This is a genomic window from Sphingobium sp. FW306-1B-F04DB, assembly GCF_058781925.1.
Map to the genome: position 1 here is coordinate 83,553 of NZ_JBYSXE010000005.1, position 13,791 is coordinate 97,343.

At 66.2% G+C, this 13,791-nt stretch carries 14 protein-coding genes; 10 read left to right on the forward strand and 4 right to left on the reverse strand.

The window, feature by feature from the left end; translation table 11 throughout:
• The first annotated feature begins 29 nt into the window (after nucleotides 1-29).
• From ftsE to AC3WJD_RS04775, 4 genes are read left to right on the forward strand one after another with little or no spacing between them, the layout of a single operon-like run.
• Nucleotides 30-743 carry a cell division ATP-binding protein FtsE gene (ftsE, locus tag AC3WJD_RS04760; protein ID WP_492745005.1) on the forward strand — a complete coding sequence of 238 codons (714 nt, stop codon included), beginning with the start codon at nucleotides 30-32 and terminating at the stop codon, nucleotides 741-743.
• Nucleotides 740-1,636: a cell division protein FtsX gene (locus tag AC3WJD_RS04765; protein WP_492745007.1), complete on the forward strand. Its 897-nt coding sequence runs from the start codon at nucleotides 740-742 to the stop codon at nucleotides 1,634-1,636. Before ftsE ends, AC3WJD_RS04765 begins: the two co-directional genes overlap by 4 nt.
• On the forward strand, nucleotides 1,633-2,166 hold the full coding sequence (locus AC3WJD_RS04770) for a YdcF family protein (protein WP_492745009.1): 534 nt from the start codon (nucleotides 1,633-1,635) through the stop codon (nucleotides 2,164-2,166). Before AC3WJD_RS04765 ends, AC3WJD_RS04770 begins: the two co-directional genes overlap by 4 nt.
• The gene (locus tag AC3WJD_RS04775) at nucleotides 2,160-2,849 is read left to right on the forward strand and encodes a lysophospholipid acyltransferase family protein (RefSeq protein ID WP_492745010.1); all 690 of its coding nucleotides are present in this window, start codon (nucleotides 2,160-2,162) and stop codon (nucleotides 2,847-2,849) included. The genes AC3WJD_RS04770 and AC3WJD_RS04775 overlap by 7 nt, the downstream gene beginning before the upstream one ends.
• 2 nt (nucleotides 2,850-2,851) lie before the next feature.
• Here AC3WJD_RS04775 and AC3WJD_RS04780 read toward each other — a convergent pair whose 3' ends face one another.
• Complete coding sequence (locus AC3WJD_RS04780; protein ID WP_492745012.1) at nucleotides 2,852-3,760, reverse strand: prephenate/arogenate dehydrogenase family protein; 909 nt, start codon at nucleotides 3,758-3,760, stop codon at nucleotides 2,852-2,854.
• Nucleotides 3,760-4,860, reverse strand: coding sequence for a histidinol-phosphate transaminase (hisC, locus tag AC3WJD_RS04785; RefSeq protein ID WP_492745014.1), 1,101 nt, complete (start codon nucleotides 4,858-4,860; stop codon nucleotides 3,760-3,762). The genes AC3WJD_RS04780 and hisC overlap by 1 nt, the downstream gene beginning before the upstream one ends.
• A 161-nt stretch (nucleotides 4,861-5,021) precedes the next feature.
• Between hisC and metX the strand changes: the two genes are divergently transcribed.
• The 3 genes from metX to metW are packed head-to-tail and all read left to right on the forward strand — an operon-like array spanning nucleotide 5,022 to nucleotide 7,170.
• Nucleotides 5,022-6,146: a homoserine O-acetyltransferase MetX gene (gene metX / locus AC3WJD_RS04790; RefSeq protein WP_492745016.1), complete on the forward strand. Its 1,125-nt coding sequence runs from the start codon at nucleotides 5,022-5,024 to the stop codon at nucleotides 6,144-6,146.
• Nucleotides 6,146-6,583: a GNAT family N-acetyltransferase gene (locus tag AC3WJD_RS04795; RefSeq protein WP_492745088.1), complete on the forward strand. Its 438-nt coding sequence runs from the start codon at nucleotides 6,146-6,148 to the stop codon at nucleotides 6,581-6,583. Before metX ends, AC3WJD_RS04795 begins: the two co-directional genes overlap by 1 nt.
• Entirely contained in the window at nucleotides 6,580-7,170 is a 591-nt protein-coding gene (gene metW, locus AC3WJD_RS04800; RefSeq protein WP_492745017.1) for a methionine biosynthesis protein MetW, read from the forward strand. Before AC3WJD_RS04795 ends, metW begins: the two co-directional genes overlap by 4 nt.
• 14 nt (nucleotides 7,171-7,184) lie before the next feature.
• Here metW and AC3WJD_RS04805 read toward each other — a convergent pair whose 3' ends face one another.
• Complete coding sequence (locus AC3WJD_RS04805) at nucleotides 7,185-7,826, reverse strand: TetR/AcrR family transcriptional regulator (protein ID WP_492745018.1); 642 nt, start codon at nucleotides 7,824-7,826, stop codon at nucleotides 7,185-7,187.
• A gap of 117 nt (nucleotides 7,827-7,943) precedes the next feature.
• On the opposite strand from AC3WJD_RS04805, the gene AC3WJD_RS04810 reads away from it, so the two are divergent.
• The 3 genes from AC3WJD_RS04810 (at nucleotide 7,944) to AC3WJD_RS04820 (ending at nucleotide 12,200) form a co-directional block, all read left to right on the forward strand.
• Nucleotides 7,944-10,172, forward strand: a complete 2,229-nt coding sequence (locus tag AC3WJD_RS04810; protein WP_492745020.1) for a TonB-dependent receptor — start codon at nucleotides 7,944-7,946, stop codon at nucleotides 10,170-10,172.
• Nucleotides 10,173-10,189: 17 nt separating this feature from the next.
• On the forward strand, nucleotides 10,190-11,446 hold the full coding sequence (locus AC3WJD_RS04815) for a spinster family MFS transporter (protein ID WP_492745022.1): 1,257 nt from the start codon (nucleotides 10,190-10,192) through the stop codon (nucleotides 11,444-11,446).
• 166 nt (nucleotides 11,447-11,612) lie between these two features.
• Entirely contained in the window at nucleotides 11,613-12,200 is a 588-nt protein-coding gene (locus AC3WJD_RS04820; protein ID WP_492745024.1) for a hypothetical protein, read from the forward strand.
• Nucleotides 12,201-12,206: 6 nt separating this feature from the next.
• Here AC3WJD_RS04820 and AC3WJD_RS04825 read toward each other — a convergent pair whose 3' ends face one another.
• A complete protein-coding gene (locus tag AC3WJD_RS04825; RefSeq protein WP_492745026.1) occupies nucleotides 12,207-13,775 on the reverse strand; it encodes a peptide chain release factor 3 in 1,569 nt (522 codons plus the stop codon).
• Between the last annotated feature and the right edge of the window lie 16 nt (nucleotides 13,776-13,791).

Consider the following 13,791-nt stretch of genomic DNA (forward strand, 5'->3'; position numbering starts at 1 on the left):
TGGGCAAGGGAGCACAGCAGCGGGCCGCGATGAGCAGCATCGTCCAGTTCGAGAATGTCGGGCTGCGCTACGGGACGGGCGCGGAGACGCTGTCTGACGTCAGCTTCACGCTCGCGCGCGGTGCCTTCTACTTCCTCACCGGCCCCTCGGGCGCGGGCAAGACATCGCTGCTCAAACTGCTCTATCTCGCGCAACGGCCGAGCCGCGGGCTCATTCGACTGTTCGGCGATGACGTCGTAACGCTGCCGCGTGATCGGCTGCCCATGCTGCGCCGCCGGATCGGCGTCGTCTTCCAGGATTTCCGTCTGGTTCCGCACCTCTCGGCCCATGACAATGTTGCGCTGCCGTTGCGCGTGATGGGGCATGCGGAGCGCGACATCGAGGCGCCGGTCAGCGAAATGCTCGCCTGGGTCGGACTGTCCGACCGTGCCAGCGCGCGCCCCGCGACGCTTTCGGGCGGCGAGCAGCAGCGCGTCGCGATCGCGCGCGCGGTGATCGGCCGCCCCGACGTCCTCGTCGCCGATGAGCCTACCGGAAACGTCGATCCCGACATGGCGGAAAGGCTGCTGCTGCTGTTCGAGGGGCTCAACAAGCTCGGCACGACGATCGTCGTCGCGACGCACGACATCCACCTGCTCAGCCGCATTCCCAACGCCAACATGATGCGGCTCGATCGCGGACGGCTGTCCGATCCCACGGGTGCGCTGCGCTACCCGCCCATCGGCGAAGGCGGGCGGGGATGAGCTTCGGCTGGGCACCCTCGATCGCCGACCGCCGACTGCTGCCCGAGGGGCGCTTTGCGGGCCCCATGCCATGGGTGATCGCGATCATGATGTTCCTGACCGCGCTCGCGGCGGCGGCGGGGCTTGGTCTTGGCGCGGCGGCACGCGGGTTGGGCGACGATCTGGCGGGCCGGCTGACGATCCAGATCGTCGATGCCAATCCCGATACGCGCGGTGCGCGCGCCGACGCGGTCGAGCGTGCGCTTGCGCATGCCCCGGGCGTGACGGCGGTCAAGCGCTTCAATGATCGCGAGATTGCGGGGCTGCTCGAACCCTGGCTCGGCGGCGAGGACCTGTCGGGGCAGGATCTGCCGATCCCCGCATTGATCGACGTCAGCCTCGTCGATGGTTCGGTCGCGCGGATTCACGCGGTCGAACAGGCGGTGCGGGCGGTCGCTCCCGCGGCGCGGATCGACCGCCATGCGCGCTGGCTCGCGCCGCTCGCCGGGCTGCTCGCCTCGCTCCAATGGCTGGCCGCCGCGCTCGTCATCCTCACCGCCGTGGCGACCGCCTGTGCGGTCGTGCTCGCCGCACGTGCCGCGCTCAACACGCATCGCGCGACGATCGACGTGCTTCACCTGATGGGCGCGACCGATGTCCAGATCGCCCGGCTCTTTCAGCGCCGCATCGCGCTCGACGCGCTGTTCGGCGGTGTGGTCGGCCTGCTCTTCGCGATCGCGGTGCTGTTGCTGCTCGGATCGCGGATCGCCGCGATCGGCTCGGAACTGCTCGGATCAGTCGGGCTTTCCTGGCGCGACTGGGCGACTATAGTGTCGCTGCCGTTCGCGGGCGCGCTTCTGGCCACGCTTGCCGCACGGATTACGGTGCTCAAGACCTTGCGGAAGATGCTGTGATCAAGCGTATCCTGTCGCTCATTCCGCTGTTCTGGGCGCTCGGTTTTGCGGCCTTCGTGATCTGGCTGCCGCGCCCCGTCGACGGCGAGACCACCGACGCGATCGTCGTCCTGACCGGTGCACCGGGCCGAATCGAGCGCGGTCTCAAGGTGCTCGAGGAGAAGAGGGCGAAGCGGATGTTCGTCTCCGGTGTCTATCGCGACGTGAAACCGCATGAGCTTGCGCTTGCGCAACACGCCCCGATCGCGCTGTTCGACTGCTGCATTGACCTTGGTCGCGAAGCCAATGATACGCGCGAAAATGCTCAGGAAACCGCCAACTGGATCGCAAGGCACGATTATCGCAGCGTTCGGCTGGTGACCACCGACTGGCACATGCGGCGCGCGCGCAGCGAGCTGGAGCGTGCGGTCGGCGATGATGTCCGGATCGTTGCCGACGCGGTGAAAAGCGATCCGGGGTTCGCGATGCTGTTCAAGGAATACCACAAATATCTGCTCAGCCGCTTCGGAGGGCTGCTCAGGCTATGGTGACCCTGGTGCGCTCGCTGATGTTCGCGATCGTCTTCTATCCGGGCAGCCTGCTCTATGTGCTCGCGGCGCTTATCAGTTCGCTGGTCGGCCCCAGACCGCTGCGCTTCTTCTCACGCCAATGGGCGGTCTTCCACCGCTGGTGCTGCGTCCATATCCTCGGCATCCGCAACCGCATCGAGGGCGCGATTCCCGACTATCCCGTGCTCTTCGCGATCAAGCATGAATCGATGTACGAGACGATCGAAACGCTCGTGCTCTTCCGTGATCCCGCGGTGCTGGTGAAGAAGGAGCTCGCCGACATCCCGCTCTGGGGCAAGGTTGCGCTGCTCCACGGCTCGATCCCGATCGACCGCGAGGGCGGTGCCAGCGCGTTGCGCAAGCTCGTCCGCGCCGCGCGTGCCGCGGCCGATGAGGGGCGCTCGCTCGTCATCTTTCCCGAAGGCACGCGGGTGCCGCACGGCGAACGCCCGCCGTTGCGCGCGGGCTTTGCGGGGCTCTATCGCCAGATCGGCCTGCCCGTCGTCCCCGTCGCGCTCGACACGGGCCGGGTCTCGCCGCGCGGCAGCTTCCTCAAGCGTCCGGGCATCGTCACCTATCGCTTCGGCGACGTCATTCAGCCCGGTCTCGATCGCAACGCGGTCGAGGCGCTGGTGCATGCGGAGATCAACCGGCTCAACGACTGAGCCTATTCGTGCGTGCGCCCGAAATCGGGGCTCGCGTCGTCCTGCCCCTGTTCGATGATGCTGCGGCGAATCGTGCGCGTGCGCGCGAACAGGTCGAACAGCGCATCGCCGTCGCCCCAGCGGATCGCGCGCTGGAGCGCGGTCAGATCCTCGGAGAAGCGCTGGAGCATCTCGAGCACCGCATCCTTGTTGGACAGGAACACGTCGCGCCACATCGTGGGGTCCGACGCGGCGATGCGCGTGAAGTCGCGAAAGCCGCCCGCCGAATATTTGATCACTTCGGACTGGGTGACCTGCTCGAGATCGGAGGCGGTGCCGACAATGGTATAGGCGATCAGGTGCGGCAGATGGCTCGTCACTGCGAGTACGAGGTCGTGATGCTCGGCATCCATCCGCTCGACATGCGCGCCCAGCGCCCGCCAGAATTCCTCGAGCCGCACGACAGAAGTTTCATCGGCGTTCTGCGGCGGGGTGACGATGCACCAGCGCTTGTGGAACAGCGTGGCGAAGCCCGCCTCGGGGCCACTGCGCTCGGTGCCTGCCACCGGGTGCGCGGGAATCACGATCGCCTCCGGCAGCGCCGCGGCCAGCGCCGACGCGACGCTCGCCTTGCACGACCCGACATCGCTCACGATTGCCCCTCGGGGGAGGTCGTCGGCGATTTCCCCCGCCACATCGCCCATGGCGCCGACGGGGACGCACAGGATCACGAGTTCGGCATCGGTCACAGCCGCGCCGGCGGTGTCGGTGATGTCGTCGCACAGGTCGAGCGCCCGCGCGCGCTCGCGTACCTCGGCGTCGCCGTCATGCCCCGTCAGCCTGACCGTCGGCATGTGCTGGCGCACCGCCCGCGCGATCGAGGAACCGATCAGCCCCAGCCCGATGATCGAGACGCGCGCAAAGGGCAGCATCAGCCCGCCGCCTCTACGAGGTCACGCAGCGCCCCGGCGACGCCGCGCGTCTCTTCCTCCGTGCCGATCGTGATGCGCAGCCCCTGGCCAAGCCCTTGGCCGGGCAGCCAGCGCGTGATGAAGCTGCGCGCCATCAGCCCCTCATAGGCCATCTCGGCGGTCAGCTTGCCCGCAAAGGTCACGAGCACGAAATTCGCCCTGGAGGGGATGACGCGCAGCCCGTTATTGCCCAGTGCCTCGATCTCACGGGCGAACCAGCTGCGCCATTCGGCATTGTGCGCGCGGCTGCGCGCGACGAAATCCTCATCGCCGAGCGCTGCGATCGCCGCGAGCTGGCCAGCGCTGGTGACGTTGAAGGGCGCACGGATGCGGTGCAGCGCTTCGATCACCGCGGCGGCGCCATAACCCCAGCCGATCCGCTCGGCGGCCAGCCCGTAGATCTTGGAGAAGGTCCGCGTGACGAGCACATTGGATGCACTCGACGCCAGCGCCAGCCCGCCATCGTCCTCGTCTGGCTCAAGATATTCGGCATAGGCCTGATCGAGCACCAGCAGCGCATCGGTGGGGAGCGCCGCGTGCAGCCGCGCGATCTCGGCAGCGGGCGCATAGGTGCCCGTCGGATTGTTGGGATTGGCGACGAAGACGACGCGCGTGTTCGGCGTCACCGCGGCGAGAAGCGCATCGACATCGGTCGCATAGTCCCTGTCGGGCGCGACCACCGGCTTCGCGCCCACGCGCCGCGCCGCGATCTCGTAAACGGCAAAGCCATAGCGAACGAACAGCACTTCGTCGCCCACACCGGCATAAGCGCCCGCGGCAAGGTGCAGGATCTCGTCGGACCCGGTGCCGTAGATGACGCGCGCGGGATCCAGCCCGTGCTTCGCGGCGATCGCCTCGCGCAACGCGGACGCATTGGCGTCGGGATAGCGCGCCAGACTGCCGCGCCCCGCCCCGAATGCCGCCTCGGCTTGGGGACTCGTGCCGAGCGGATTCTCGTTGGACGAGAGCTTGACGACCTTGCGGCCGTCATCGGTGGTCGAGCGGCCGGGAACATAGGGCGCGATGCCCATGATCCAGTCCTTGGGGCGCGGTGCGTTCATGGTGGTGGGCCTTAGAGTGATTTCGAGCGGGGTGGCAACACCCGGCGGCTCGGAAATCACGGCAAACAAGCAAATCGGACGATTCCGCGCCAGCGGAAGCGCTCCGGCCGTCAACGCGCTCGGTTGACAAGGCGCGCCGCGCCGCCCTAGCCCCCGCACAGATGAACGACGATCAGCGTTTCGGCCTTGCGCGCCATGTCATCCTGCCCGGGCCGTTGACGCTCGATGGCGGCGGCGCGCTTGCGCCCGTCGAGATCGCCTATGAAACCTATGGCACAATGAATGCCGATCGCTCCAACGCGATCCTGATCTGCCACGCGCTCACGGGTGACCAGCATGTCGCCTCGACGCACCCGATCACGGGCAAACCCGGCTGGTGGACCCGGCTGGTGGGAACCGGTCTTCCGGTCGATCCCGCACGCCATTTCATCATCTGCGCCAATGTCCTCGGCAGCTGCATGGGCTCGTCGGGGCCCGGAGCGATCGACCCGGCGACGAGCAGCCCTTATGCGATGCGTTTCCCGGTCATCACGATCCGCGACATGGTGCGTGCGCAGGCGTTGCTGCTCGACCATCTCGGTATCGAGCAGTTGTTCGCGGTGGTTGGTGGCTCGATGGGCGGCATGCAGGCGCTGAGCTGGCCCGCCACCTTCCCCGATCGCGTCAAGGCGGTGCTCGTCATCGCCTCCACCGCGCGCCATTCGGCGCAGAACATCGCCTTTCACGAGGTCGGTCGGCAGGCGATCATGGCCGACCCCAAATGGCGCGGCGGCGACTATTATGCCGATGGTGACGCGCCCGCCGCGGGGCTCGCGGTCGCCCGCATGGCCGCGCACATAACCTATCTCTCCGAAGCGGGGCTGACCGAGAAGTTCGGCCGCCGGCTACAGGCGCGGGACGCCAAGAGCTTCGGCTTTGATGCGGACTTCCAGATCGAGAGCTATCTGCGTCATCAGGGGCTGAGCTTCACCGATCGGTTCGACGCCAACTCCTATCTCTATATCACGCGCGCGATGGATTATTTCGACCTCGCCGAGGAGCATGGCGGCACGCTCGCCAATGCCTTCAAGGCAACGCGCGCGCGCTTCTGCCTGTTGAGCTTCGACACCGACTGGCTCTATCCCACCGCCGAATCGCGCAATATCGTCCATGCGCTCAACGCCGCGGGCGCGCCGGTCAGCTTCGTCGAGCTGAAGAGCCCTTTCGGTCATGACGCCTTCCTGCTCGAAGCGCCTGAAATGAACCGGATAATCGACGGATTCCTGCGCGCGGGGGAGGTGCGGTGATGCTGGCTCAGGGCTATTCGCTTTCCGACGACGGCGCGGCGATGCAGGTCGATGCCATCCACGAATTCCTCGCGCGCAGCTATTGGTCGCCGGACATCCCGCGCGCGGTCGTCGCACGCGCGATCGCCAACTCGCTGTGCGTCGGCGTTTTTCGCGACGGCGCGCAGGTGGGCTTCGCGCGCGTCGTCACCGATCGCGCGACCTTCGCCTATCTCGCCGATGTCTATGTGCTCGAAGCCGATCGCGGGCGCGGCCTCGCGCACGCTATGGTCACGCATCTCCATGACCATCCCGAGCTCCAGGGGCTGCGCCGCTGGATGCTCGCCACGCGCGACGCGCACGGACTTTACGCTTCGCTGGGCTGGGAGGACGTCGCTGATCCGTCGAAGCTGATGATGCGGCATTTCCCCGATGTCTATTCGGACGGTGTCGCATGAACGGCCTGCGCCCCGACCTCCAGATCATCGCGCGCAATGTTGCACCGGGCAGCCGCGTGCTCGATGTCGGCTGTGGCGACGGCGCGCTGATGGCCGAGCTGCGCGATCATCGCGACGTCGATGCGCGCGGGCTCGAGATCGATCCCGGGAACGTGTCGGCCGCGGTCGCGCGGGGGCTGTCGGTGATCCAGGGCGATGCCGACGCCGACCTGGCCGACTATCCTGATCGCAGCTTCGACTATGCGATTTTGAGCCAGACGCTCCAGACCACGCACAGGCCCGACAAGGTACTCGAACAGCTGCTGCGGATCGGCACGCGCGCCTTCGTCTCCTTCCCCAATTTCGCGCATTGGCGGGTCAGGCTGTCGCTGCTCTGGGGCGGACGCATGCCCGTGACGCGGCTGCTGCCGGTGGCGTGGTATGAAACCCCCAATATCCACCACGTCACGATCGACGATTTCCGCGCGCTGGTGAAAGACCGCGGCATCACGGTCGAAGGCACATGGTTCCTCAACGGCGACAGGCTGACAACCGCCGCAGCCGCCAATTTCCGCGCCGAGCACGCGGTGTTCCTGCTCAACCGGTAGGCTTGGCGCGCTGATCAGTCGGGCGCGAGTCCCTTGCGCAGCAGATCGTTCGCGACCTTCGCGACGTCTGCGGGAGCGACATCCTCGCCCCACACACCGTAGCGCAGCCCGAGGAACACATTCATCCCCATCACCGCCCAGGCGTGGATCTCGCCGACATCGGCGCGTACCTCGCCGCGCGCCGCGCCCGCCTCGAGCCGCGCGCGGATGCGTTCGACAGAGTTCGCGTAGTGCGCGCGGTAACTGTCCTGATCGACGAATTCGGATTCGTCGATGATCCGGTAGATCTCCTTGTGCGCGCGCACGAACTCCAGAAAGCTTTCGAGACCCGCCTTCTCGGCGGCGATCCCGTCCGGGGCGGCCTGCACATGCGGTGCGACATGGTCGCGCACCTGCGCCGACATATCGCGGACGAGCGCGCGGAACACCTCCTCCTTCGAATCGAAATATGTGTAGAAACTGCCGAGCGCGACGCCCGCGCGCTGCGTGATGTGGCTGATTGAGCCCTCGTGAAAACCCTTTTCGCCGAACTCTGCCGCCGCCGCATCGAGAATCGCGCGCAGCGTCCTGCGCCCGCGCTCGGTGCGCGGAGTCTTGGCTTCACTGGTCGCGTTGCCGAGCGGCGCTGTTGCGTCCTGGTCACGCTTGCCCGCCATTTTTCCTCCCCTGCACGACCGAAGTTGAAAGTCGGTTCAGGTTTCATTATACGCTTGGGACGAACCGGCACAACCCGTCAGAGGTTGATGCCCGTCTGATCGGGGAGGAATGCTATCATGTCCTGCAAGACTTTGTCCGCGCGCGTCTTACTAAGCCTCGGCGTCGCCGCCGGTGCGCTGCTCGCTCCGCCCGTCTATGCGCAGGACGCAGAGACGGCACCGGCCGTCGAGGACACCGCGGCCAATGACGAGATCGTGGTCACCGCGCGCCGCCGCGAGGAAAGCCTGATCGATGTGCCCATTTCGGTCTCGGCGCTGTCGGGCGAAGCGCTGGAGAACCAGGGCGCGATCGACATCACCTCGCTGCAGGACAAGACCCCCAACCTTACGCTCCAGATCGCGCGCGGCTCCAACTCGACGCTGATCGCGTTCATCCGCGGCGTCGGCCAGCAGGATCCGCTCTGGGGCTTCGAGCCCGGCGTCGGGCTTTATGTCGACGACGTCTATGTGGCGCGTCCGCAGGGCGCGGTCCTCGATATCTTCGACGTCGAGCGCGTCGAGATCCTGCGCGGGCCGCAGGGCACGCTCTATGGCCGCAACACGATCGGCGGCGCGATCAAGTACGTCACCAAGCGCCTCGGCAACGAGTTCGAGGGCAAGGTGCGTGCGGCCTATGGATCCTACGACCAGATCGACCTGATCGGTCAGGTCACGGTGCCGCTGGGCGACAATTTCTCGATCGGCGGCGCGATCGCGCGCTACTGGCGCGACGGCTATGGCAAGAACCTCACGACGGGCGTCGACCAGTATGACAAGGACGTCATCGCGGGCCGCATCTCGGCCGAGTTCGCGCCTTCCGAGGACATCTTCTTCCGCCTCGCCGCAGACAAGACCGTCGACAAGTCCAACCCGCGCCACGGCACGCGCCTCGTCGGCAATGCCGGCCTGCCCGCCTTCGCGCCGACCGACAGCGTCTACGACACGCGCGCCGGCATCGGCGACGACAACAAGGTGGAGACGCAGGGCGTATCGCTCACGGGCTCGATCGCGCTCAACGACGCGCTCACCTTCAAGACGATCTCGGCCTATCGCGACGGCCATACCGAGACGCTGATCGATTTCGACAACACCGCCGGGCCCGTGCTCGACATTCCCGCGCGTTATGACGACCGCCAGTTCACCCAGGAGCTGCAACTGCTCTATGAAGGCGATCGGATCCAGGGCGTGTTCGGCCTCTATTATCTCGATGCGCGCGCCAGCGGCGCGTTCGACACCGTGCTCGGCGCGCTCAATACCACGACGCTCACCTCGGGAACCGTCAAGACCAAGAGCTATGCCGCGTTCGCCGATTTCAATTTCGACGTCACCGAGCAGTTCAAGATCTCGGCGGGCCTGCGCTATACCAAGGACGACAAGACCGGCACCGTCTTCCGCCGCAACTTCACGGGTATCCGCAGCCCCGAATTCGGCAACGCGGCGGCGATCCCGGGGCTCATCCGCACCGACTACACCAACAGCCGCAGTTTCGACGAATTCACGCCGCGGATCAGCCTCAGCTACGAGCCGACCGAAGACCTCAATCTCTATGCCTCCTACGGCAAGGGCTTCAAGTCGGGCGGCTTCGACATGCGCGGCGACGCGATCTTCACGCCGACCACCGTCGATGGCTATGCACCCGAGACGGTCGATGCCTATGAAGTGGGCATGAAGGGCGCGTTCCTCGATCGTACGCTGTTCCTCAACATCGCCGGCTATTATTCGGACTATAAGGACCAGCAGGTCACGATCCAGGTGCCCAACCTCGCGGGCGGCATCGCAAGCTTCGTCGACAATGCGGGCAAAGCCGAGATCTACGGGCTCGAACTCGAAGCGCGGATCGTGCCCACCGCCAATCTCTCGGTCAACGCCTCGCTCGGCTACACGCATGCCGACTACAAGGAGTTCCTGACCTTCATCCTTGGCGGCACGACGCCCGTCGACGTCGCGGACCAGCGCGTCTTCCAGAACACGCCCAAGTGGAATGCCAGCCTTTCCGCAACCTGGTCCGACGAGCTTGCCGGGGGCCGCGTCGAGCTGACTCCCGCAATCTCGATGCGCAGCGACTACCACATGTTCGAGATCCCCAACCCGATCCTCGATCAGGACGGCTATGCGCTGGTCGATGCATCGGCGAGCTGGACCGCGCCGGACGAGCGCTTCAAGCTTGGCGTTCACCTGCGCAACCTGTTCGATGTGCGTTACAAGGTTGGCGGCTACAACTTCCCCGGTGCGCTCTTCGGCAATTCGATCATCGGCTATTTCGGCCCGCCGCGCACCGCAACCTTCACCGCCGAATACCGCTTCTGACGGCTGAGGGGGCGGTTATGCCGGGCACGATCAGCGCCGGCCGCGGCTATCGCGCGGTCGTGCTCGGCATGCTGCTCCTCGTCTATACCTTCAATTTCGTCGACCGGCAGATCCTCGGCATCCTTGCGGTCGCGATCAAGGACGACCTCGACCTGTCCGACAAGCAACTGGGACTGCTTGGCGGCATCGCCTTCGCGCTGCTCTATTCGACGCTTGCCGTCCCGCTCGCCTGGCTGGCGGACCGGACGAGCCGGACCTGGGTCATCACCGTGTCGCTCGCCGTCTGGAGCGGATTCACCGCGCTATGCGGTTTCGCCACCAGCTTCTGGCAGCTTTTCCTCGCCCGATTGGGCGTCGGCGTCGGCGAAGCGGGCGGCGTCGCGCCCTCCTACGCGGTCATCGCCGACTATTTTCCGAGCACGGAACGCGCCCGCGCGCTCTCGATCTATTCGCTCGGCATACCATTGGGTTCTGCCGCGGGGGTGCTCTTCGGCGGCTATATCGCAGCGAGCATCGACTGGCGTACGGCCTTCATCGCGGTCGGGTTCGCGGGCATTCTCGTCGCCCCGCTCTTCCGCCTGGTCGTTCGCGAACCCGAACGACCTGCAGTGCCCAAGTCGTCCGAGACGACTCCTGTCGCGCGCGTCTTTTCCATCCTCGCCGCAAAGAAAAGCTTCTGGCTGCTCGCCTTCGGCGCCTCGTCGAGCTCGATGCTCGGCTATGGCCTCGCCTTCTGGCTGCCCTCGCTGATGCGCCGCAGCTTCGGGCTCGACCTCGTCCAGACCTCGCAACTCTACGGGGCGATCCTGCTCATGGGCGGGGTCGTCGGCGTGCTTGCGGGCGGCTTTCTCGGCGATCGCCTCGGCCGGCGCGACAAGGCCGCCTATGCGCGCCTGCCCGCGATCGCCTTCGTGCTCGCGGTCCCGCTCTTCGCCGCGGGCGTCATGTCGGGCTCGGCGACCGCCGCCTTCCTGCTCTTCCTCGTGCCGCAGGCGCTCGCCTATATCTGGCTCGGACCCGTCATCTCCGCGGTCCAGCATCTCGTGCCCGCGCATATGCGCGCGACCGCATCGGCGAGCTTCCTGCTGATCAACAACCTGATCGGCATCGGCGGCGGGACCTTCTTCCTCGGCGCGCTCTCCGACGCGCTGACGCAGAGTTATGGCGACGAGGCGCTGCGCTACGCGATGCTGCTCTCGCTGGGCTTCTACCTGCTCGCAGCCGCGCTGATGTGGCTTGCCTCCAGGCCACTGCGGCAGGACTGGGTCGAATAGTCACCGAGTATACGTCCTTGTTTGTCTTGTGACTTTCATCTGATAAACCGGATCCGGGTTGGGGAAGCATGTCCGTGGGATGCCCGTTCGGCCGCCGCGGAAGGATCGGGAGATTCTTATGCCTCGCTTGCTGCCAGCCCCTTCATCAGCCGTCGGAGAACTCAAGATGCGCAAGCCGTCGCTCGGTCTGGCCGCGCTGTTGCTCGTCTGCGCCATCCCCTCGCCGCTCCTCGCAGAGCCCGCCTTCACGACAGCCAAGGACGGCAAGACGCTGGTCCACGCCGCCAGCGGCACGCAGTTTCCACAGACTCTCGCGGGGTTCGAGCGGACGGGCGAAGCCGCGCTCGATCCCGGCGGCGACTATGTCGGGGTCGCCTACAGCCATGCCCTTGCCGATGGCGAACCCGTCACGCTCAGGATCGCGGTCGTCCATGTCGAGGGGACCAGCGCGAAGGAACATTTCATTATCGCCAAGCCGATCGCGCTCGACGGGCTCACCGATGTCACCACATTGTCCGAGGGCGTCTATCAGCGCCCGGGCAAGGGCGCCGACGGCTATCGGGGCATCTACAGCGCACGCAACGGCGATCGTCGCGTCGGCGTCGGGCTCTGGACGTTCGACCGCGGCTATTGGGACCTGCGCGGCCGCGTCGAATTTCCCACGGGCAAGCGCGACGAGGCGCAGACCGCGGTCGACGGCTTTGTCGATGCCTTTGTGGCGCTCGGCCAGCCCTACAAGGTGCCGGCCCAGTAAAGCGCCTTATCTTTCGCGCGTGGCGCTGAATTTGATGTCCGGGTTGCGGTCCTGGACATAGCCGACTTCCCACGCGCTCTTCGCCATGAAGACGAGGTTGCCATCGCGGTCCTTGGCAAGCGCTGACGGGTTGATATTGGCAAAGGCCTTGAGCGCGGCCTCGTCGCCCGAAATCCAGCGCGCGGTATCCCACGGGCTCGGCTCGAGCTTGGCCGCGACCTTGTACTCGGCATCGAGCCGGCTCAGCAGCACGTCCAGCTGGAGCTGCCCGACCACGCCGATGATCCAGTTGCTGCCGATCTCGGGATAGAAGACCTGCGTGACGCCCTCCTCGGCCATGTCGTCCAGCGCCTTGCGCAGCTGCTTGGTCTTGGTCGGATCAACGAGCACCACGCGGCGCAGGATTTCGGGCGCGAAATTGGGCAGGCCGGTGAAACGGATGCTCTCCCCTTCGGTCAGCGTATCCCCCACCCGGAGTGTGCCGTGGTTGGGAATGCCGATGATATCACCCGGCCAGGCTTCCTCGGCGAGCTCGCGGTCCTGCGCGAAGAACAGGATCGGCGAATGCACCGCAATCGGCTTGCCATGCCCCGTGGGCGTCAGCTTCATGCCGCGGCGGAACTTGCCCGAGCACAGCCGCATGAAGGCGATGCGGTCGCGGTGCTGCGGGTCCATATTGGCCTGCACCTTGAAGATGAAGCCCGTGACATTGTCGTGATCGGGCGAGATCGGCGCGGGCTCCGCGGGTTGCGGCCGCGGCGGCGGGGCATGATCGCCCAAGGCCGTGATCAGCTCGGCGACGCCGAACTCCTTGAGCGCGGAGCCGAAGAACACCGGGGTCAGGTCGCCATGGCGATAGGCCTCGACATCAAAAGGCGCATAGCCGTGGAGCGCGAGTTCGGCCTCCTCGTGCAGTCTCGCGAGCCCTTCGGCCGACACCGTTTCGGCGAGCCTGGGGTCGTCGAGCCCCGTGAACTGAGAGGTCTTGCCGTCGAACATGCGGCTGTCGCCCGTGGGCTGGCGGAGCACATTGGCGTGAAGGTCATAGACCCCCTCGAACTGCCCGCCCATGCCGACGGGCCAGCTCATCGGGCTGACGTCCAATGCGAGCATGTCGGCGATCTCGTCGAGCAGCGCGAAGCATTCACGGCCCTCGCGATCGACCTTGTTGACGAAGGTGATGATCGGCACCGAGCGCAGCCGACAGACCTCGAAGAGCTTGCGCGTCTGCGGCTCGATTCCCTTGGCGGCGTCGATCACCATCACCGCCGAATCGACCGCGGTCAGTGTGCGATAGGTATCCTCGGAAAAGTCCTCGTGGCCCGGCGTATCTAGCAGGTTGAAGGTGATGCCGTCACGCTCGAAGGTCATCACCGACGACGTCACCGAGATGCCGCGCTGTTGCTCGATCTTCATCCAGTCCGATCGCGCGCGCCGGTTTTGCCCACGTGCCTTGACCTCGCCCGCAAGGTGGATCGCGCCGCCGAACAGCAGCAGCTTTTCGGTGAGCGTGGTCTTGCCCGCGTCAGGATGCGAGATGATCGCGAAGGTGCGGCGGTCGGGTCGGTTGGTCATTTCTGTGCCAGTTCGT

Coding starts and splice junctions, on each gene's coding strand:
- AC3WJD_RS04795 (WP_492745088.1), top strand. CDS start 6,146: ATGCTGGCTCAGGGCTATTCGCTTTCCGACGACGGCGCGGCGATGCAG.
- AC3WJD_RS04805 (WP_492745018.1), bottom strand. CDS start 7,826: ATGGCGGGCAAGCGTGACCAGGACGCAACAGCGCCGCTCGGCAACGCG.
- AC3WJD_RS04765 (WP_492745007.1), top strand. CDS start 740: ATGAGCTTCGGCTGGGCACCCTCGATCGCCGACCGCCGACTGCTGCCC.
- AC3WJD_RS04780 (WP_492745012.1), bottom strand. CDS start 3,760: ATGCTGCCCTTTGCGCGCGTCTCGATCATCGGGCTGGGGCTGATCGGT.
- ftsE (WP_492745005.1), top strand. CDS start 30: ATGAGCAGCATCGTCCAGTTCGAGAATGTCGGGCTGCGCTACGGGACG.
- AC3WJD_RS04775 (WP_492745010.1), top strand. CDS start 2,160: ATGGTGACCCTGGTGCGCTCGCTGATGTTCGCGATCGTCTTCTATCCG.
- AC3WJD_RS04820 (WP_492745024.1), top strand. CDS start 11,613: ATGCGCAAGCCGTCGCTCGGTCTGGCCGCGCTGTTGCTCGTCTGCGCC.
- metX (WP_492745016.1), top strand. CDS start 5,022: ATGAACGACGATCAGCGTTTCGGCCTTGCGCGCCATGTCATCCTGCCC.
- AC3WJD_RS04810 (WP_492745020.1), top strand. CDS start 7,944: ATGTCCTGCAAGACTTTGTCCGCGCGCGTCTTACTAAGCCTCGGCGTC.
- AC3WJD_RS04825 (WP_492745026.1), bottom strand. CDS start 13,775: ATGACCAACCGACCCGACCGCCGCACCTTCGCGATCATCTCGCATCCT.
- metW (WP_492745017.1), top strand. CDS start 6,580: ATGAACGGCCTGCGCCCCGACCTCCAGATCATCGCGCGCAATGTTGCA.
- hisC (WP_492745014.1), bottom strand. CDS start 4,860: ATGAACGCACCGCGCCCCAAGGACTGGATCATGGGCATCGCGCCCTAT.
- AC3WJD_RS04815 (WP_492745022.1), top strand. CDS start 10,190: ATGCCGGGCACGATCAGCGCCGGCCGCGGCTATCGCGCGGTCGTGCTC.